Genomic DNA, 382 nt, shown 5'->3' with positions numbered 1-382 from the left:
GTGCGAAACTGGAAAGCCTGGTAGAAGACCTGGTGAACCGTTCTATCGAGCCACTGAAAGTTGCATTGCAGGACGCTGGCCTGTCCGTGTCTGACATTCAGGACGTTATCCTGGTAGGTGGTCAGACTCGTATGCCAATGGTTCAGAAGAAAGTTGCTGAATTCTTTGGTAAAGAGCCACGTAAAGACGTGAACCCGGACGAAGCGGTTGCTATCGGTGCTGCGGTTCAGGGTGGTGTACTGACCGGTGAAGTGAAAGATGTACTGCTGCTGGACGTTACCCCGCTGTCTCTGGGTATCGAAACCATGGGTGGCGTGATGACCCCGCTCATCAACAAAAACACCACTATCCCGACGAAACACAGCCAGGTGTTCTCTACCGC

Annotated in this window: 1 protein-coding gene; it reads left to right on the top strand. The window is 52.9% G+C overall.

All coding sequences use genetic code 11. The annotated features are described in order from the left end of the window. Positions 1 to 382: Hsp70 family protein (locus tag AC1DIP_RS22355; RefSeq protein ID WP_477735135.1), on the top strand; the 382-nt coding region annotated here is incomplete at both ends.

This window comes from Pseudarthrobacter sp. 05T312, assembly GCF_056396685.1.
The sequence above is the reverse complement of the archived record's forward strand: the minus strand, read 5'-3'. Positions and strand labels throughout refer to the sequence as shown.